This window comes from Amnibacterium sp. (genome assembly GCF_025463795.1).
In the GTDB taxonomy this organism is placed as follows: Bacteria; Actinomycetota; Actinomycetes; order Actinomycetales; family Microbacteriaceae; genus Amnibacterium.
On record NZ_JAODBE010000113.1, the window covers coordinates 1 to 4,253 of the forward strand.

Sequence of the window (4,253 nt, forward strand, 5' to 3'; positions counted from 1 at the left end):
CGGGCCCGCTCCTGAAGCGGGTCGACGGCGGCCGGTTCCCGCTTCACACCCTCGAGCGCCGCAGCCATCGTGCGGTGACGGCCCGGCGCGGGTCCACCCGCTTCCCGCATGTACCGGGCATCCGCACCGCATCCGGACGGCACGGCCGCTCAGCGCTGCAGCGTGAATCAGCGCTGCAGCGTGAAGTAGAGGAGCGCGGCGAGCCCGACGAACATCACGGCGATCCAGACGGACCGCAGTCGGGCGTTCTGCGGGCGCTTCTCGGCGCGGGCGCGTGTGCGCTCGGTCTGCAGGGCCGAGATCGCGATCAGGGCGACGCCGGCCGAGACGACGAAGCCGATCGTGGTGACGAGCACGGCACGATCCTGCCCGACGGGCCACCGTTACGGTGGGCGGATGGCCGACGGCGCGAAGGACCCGCCCCTCGGCGAGGCCGGCGCGGTCGAGCTGCTGCGACGCACCTGGCCGTGGTTGCGCTGGCGTTCGCTCCGGTACATCGACGACGGATGGGACCACGAGGTGCTCGTCCTCGACGACCGCCTCGTCGTGCGCATCCCGAACGAGGACCCCTACCGCCGCATGCTGGCGACCGAGCGGGTCCTGCTCGATCGGCTCTCCGGCGCGGTCCGGGCGGCGCTGCCCGTGGTGCGGTGGACGGCCGGCGAGCGGATATCGGTGCACCGCTACGTGAACGGCGCGCACCTGACCCCCGAGCGGTTCGGCGCGCTGCCCGACCGCGACCGCGACGAGATCGCCGACCAGCTCGCGGAGGTGCTCACCGCCATCCACGAGCTGGCTCCCGCCGACCTGCTCGAGACGGCTCCCTGGACGGTCGAGGAGGAGCATGCCGAGGTCGTGCAGCTCGCGGCGAACGGCCTCCCGGGCCTCCTGACGAGCGCCGAGCTGGCCGCGGTCGAGGGGATCCTGGCCGACGTACCCGCGCTGCTCGCCGCGGCGCCCGCCCCGGTGCTGCTGCACGGCGACGTGTACGAGGACCATCTGCTCTGGGACGCCGGCGCGCGCCGGCTCGGCCTGATCGACTTCAGCGACCTGTCGACGGGCGACCCTGCGATCGACTTCGCGGAACTCGTCGACTACGGGCTCCCCTTCCTCGAGGACGTCGCGCGGCGCTCCGGCGGCGACGCCGCACTGGTCGACCGCGCCGTCCGGTACGGGCGGTGGCTCGCGGTGTACCTGATGACCGACCACCTGCTGCTGCACAAGACGCCGTTCGCCGTGGCCCGCATCCCGTTCGACCGCCGTGTCGTCGTCCCCAGCGGCTGACCCGGCGGACAGGGGACAATCGAGTCGCACCCGAGGGGAAGGGCGGATGGCGGAGGACTCGATCGCACGGCTGTACGGCGAGCACGGCGCTCGGCGCCCGCTCGACCGCGCGAGCATCGAGGCCGAAGCGGAGGAGGGGCTGCTGCTCGCCGAGTACGCGACCCGGATGCGGCTGAAGAACCGCATCATCGTCGACACCATGACCAGCGGTGGTCCGGTCGACCTCGACGCGTGGGTCGACGAGGTGCGGCTCTCGCTCGGCCGCCTGCGGCTGGAGTCCGAGGCCTCGGCCCGGCGGATGGCGTCGGAGCGGGACGCCGCGGCGACGATCGGCGGCGTCGCGCGGCACGAGCACGACTACCGGCAGCGGGACGCCGAGAACCTCGAGCGCAGACGCCGCGTGCACCTCGCCCTCTCCCGGCGGCTGATCCGGTGGGAGAACGACGATGCGCAGGTGCGGTCGCTGCTCGCCGCGGCCCGCGACGACGCGTACCGGGAGATGCGCTCGGCGATCACGGCGACGCTCGCCCGCTCCGCGCCCCGCCCCGCCCAGGACGCCGAGGTGCTCGAGGAGCGGCTGCGCCTGCTGACCGCCGTGGACCTGCCGGCGCTCGCCGCGGGGAGGGAGCCACCCGAGCCCGACGGCGACGACCACGGGACCGAGGGCGCCGACGAGGAGGCGCCCGTGGCGGCGCGAACGTCCGATCCGCGCCCCGCCACGGGCGGCGAGCGGCACGGGCGCCTCCGCTCCCTCTTCGATCGCCGCTGATCGGCGCCCTGCCCCCCGGTCGCCCAGGCGTCTCGCGGTCGTCCTCGTCGCCGGCGGGCGCCTCCCGCGTCCGGCCGTCGCGGACCGCGCCGATACAGTGGACGGACGCCCCGACCGCTTGAAAGGGATCCCGTTGAGCGACTCCGACACCGCCGCCGCCCCGGCCGACCGAGGACCGGCGGCGACGACGGGACGCACGCTCTTCGGCGAGGATCGCGAGGTCATCGCCGTCCGCGTGGACGGCGCGCTCTGGGACCTCGACCGCCCGCTGCCCGCCGGCGTCACCCCGGAGCCGGTGACGATCGGCTCGCCGGACGGGCTGTCGATCCTGCGGCACTCCACCGCGCACGTGCTCGCGCAGGCGGTGCAGACCGTGAACCCCGACGCGAAGCTCGGGATCGGGCCGCCCATCACCGACGGCTTCTACTACGACTTCGACGTCGAGGAGCCGTTCACGCCCGAGGACCTGAAGCGCCTCGGCAAGGAGATGGAGCGCATCCAGCGGGCCGGCCAGCGCTTCGTGCGCCGCCCGGTCACCGAGGGGGAGGCACGGGCGCTCTTCGCCGACGAGCCGTACAAGCTCGAGCTGATCGGCTTGAAGGGCGGCGCCGGCGACGGCGACGAGTCCGTCGAGGTCGGCGGGGGCGAGCTGACCGTGTACGCGAACGTGGATCCGGCGACCGGCGAGACCCTGTGGCAGGACCTCTGCCGCGGCCCGCACCTGCCGAACACCCGGTTGATCCGCAACGGCTGGGCCCTCACCCGGGTCGCCGCCGCGTACTGGCGCGGCTCGGAGAAGAACAAGCAGCTCCAGCGCATCTACGGCACCGCCTGGCCGAGCAAGGACGAGCTGCGGGAGCACCAGCAGCGGATCGAGGAGGCCGCGAAGCGCGACCACCGCAAGCTCGGCGCCGAGCTCGACCTGTTCAGCTTCCCCGACGAGATCGGTTCGGGGCTCGCCGTGTTCCACCCGAAGGGCGGCATCGTCCGCCAGGAGATGGAGAACTACTCACGCCGCCGGCACACCGAGGCCGGCTACTCGTTCGTGAACTCGCCCCACATCACGAAGGCGAACCTGTTCCAGACCTCCGGGCACCTGCAGTGGTTCGCCGAGGGCATGTTCCCGCCCATCCACCTGGACGAGGAGGTGGACGCGGCCGGTGAGGTGGTGAAGCCCGGGCAGGACTACTACCTGAAGCCGATGAACTGCCCGTTCCACAACCTGATCTTCCGGGCCCGGGGACGCAGCTACCGCGAGCTGCCGCTCCGGCTGTTCGAGTTCGGCTCGGTCTACCGCTACGAGAAGTCGGGCACGCTGCAGGGCCTCACCCGGGTGCGCGGCATGACGCAGGACGACGCGCACCTCTACTGCACGCCGGACCAGCTGAAGCCCGAGCTCACCCGCACGCTGAACTTCGTGCTCGACCTGCTGCGCGACTACGGCCTCGACGACTTCTACCTCGAGCTCTCCACTCGCGACGAGGGCCCGAAGTTCATGGGGCCGGACGAGCTCTGGGAGACCGCGACCGCGACGCTCGCCGAGGTCGCCGAGGAGTCCGGCCTGCGGCTCGTCCCCGATCCTGGCGGCGCCGCCTTCTACGGGCCGAAGATCTCCGTCCAGGCGCGGGACGCGATCGGCCGCACCTGGCAGCTGTCGACGATTCAGATCGACTTCAACCAGCCGGAGCGGTTCGGCCTCGAGTACACGGCGCCCGACGGCACCAAGCAGCAGCCGATCATGATCCACCGGGCCCTGTTCGGGTCGATCGAGCGGTTCTTCGCGGTGCTGCTCGAGCACTACGCGGGCGCGTTCCCGGTGTGGCTGTCGCCGGTGCAGGTCGTGGGCATCCCCGTCGCGGACGAGTACGCGGACCACCTCGGTGACGTGATCCAGCGGCTCCGGGCCGAGGGGGTCCGTGCCGACCTCGACGCCTCCGACGACCGGATGCAGAAGAAGATCCGCACCCACACCGCCGAGAAGGTGCCGTTCCTGCTCATCGCGGGGGAGAACGACCGCGCCGCCGGCGCCGTGAGCTTCCGGTTCCGGGACGGCACGACCCGCAACGGCGTGCCGGTCGACGAGGCGATCGCCCTCATCACCGGCGTGATCCGATCACGGGCGCAGGTGACGACGGAGGCGGACATCGAGCCCGGGGGCGGCGCGGGCGCGGCGGCGGCGGGCGCGGTGTGAGCGACGGCC

The 4,253-nt window shown here is 72.8% G+C and carries 4 protein-coding genes; 3 read left to right on the plus strand and 1 reads right to left on the minus strand.

The features are described from left to right. Positions 1 to 167: 167 nt before the first annotated feature. Positions 168 to 356: a hypothetical protein gene (locus tag JWQ92_RS09850; RefSeq protein WP_297344281.1), complete on the minus strand. Its 189-nt coding sequence runs from the start codon at positions 354 to 356 to the stop codon at positions 168 to 170. 40 nt (positions 357 to 396) lie between these two features. Here JWQ92_RS09850 and JWQ92_RS09855 point away from each other — a divergent pair, with 40 nt between their 5' ends. The 3 genes from JWQ92_RS09855 to thrS all read left to right on the plus strand — a co-directional run bounded on the left by JWQ92_RS09855 (position 397) and on the right by thrS (position 4,244). After that, on the plus strand, positions 397 to 1,284 hold the full coding sequence (locus JWQ92_RS09855; RefSeq protein WP_297344282.1) for a phosphotransferase: 888 nt from the start codon (positions 397 to 399) through the stop codon (positions 1,282 to 1,284). 46 nt (positions 1,285 to 1,330) lie between these two features. After that, complete coding sequence (locus JWQ92_RS09860; protein WP_297344283.1) at positions 1,331 to 2,053, plus strand: hypothetical protein; 723 nt, start codon at positions 1,331 to 1,333, stop codon at positions 2,051 to 2,053. 223 nt (positions 2,054 to 2,276) lie between these two features. Further along, positions 2,277 to 4,244 (plus strand): threonine--tRNA ligase, encoded by a 1,968-nt coding sequence (thrS, locus tag JWQ92_RS09865; protein WP_297344284.1) that lies wholly within the window; start codon positions 2,277 to 2,279, stop codon positions 4,242 to 4,244. Positions 4,245 to 4,253 lie beyond the last annotated feature (9 nt).

Excerpts from the sequence above, each read along its gene's own strand:
- JWQ92_RS09855 (WP_297344282.1), top strand. The coding sequence starts at position 397 with ATGGCCGACGGCGCGAAGGACCCGCCCCTCGGCGAGGCCGGCGCGGTC.
- JWQ92_RS09860 (WP_297344283.1), top strand. The coding sequence starts at position 1,331 with ATGGCGGAGGACTCGATCGCACGGCTGTACGGCGAGCACGGCGCTCGG.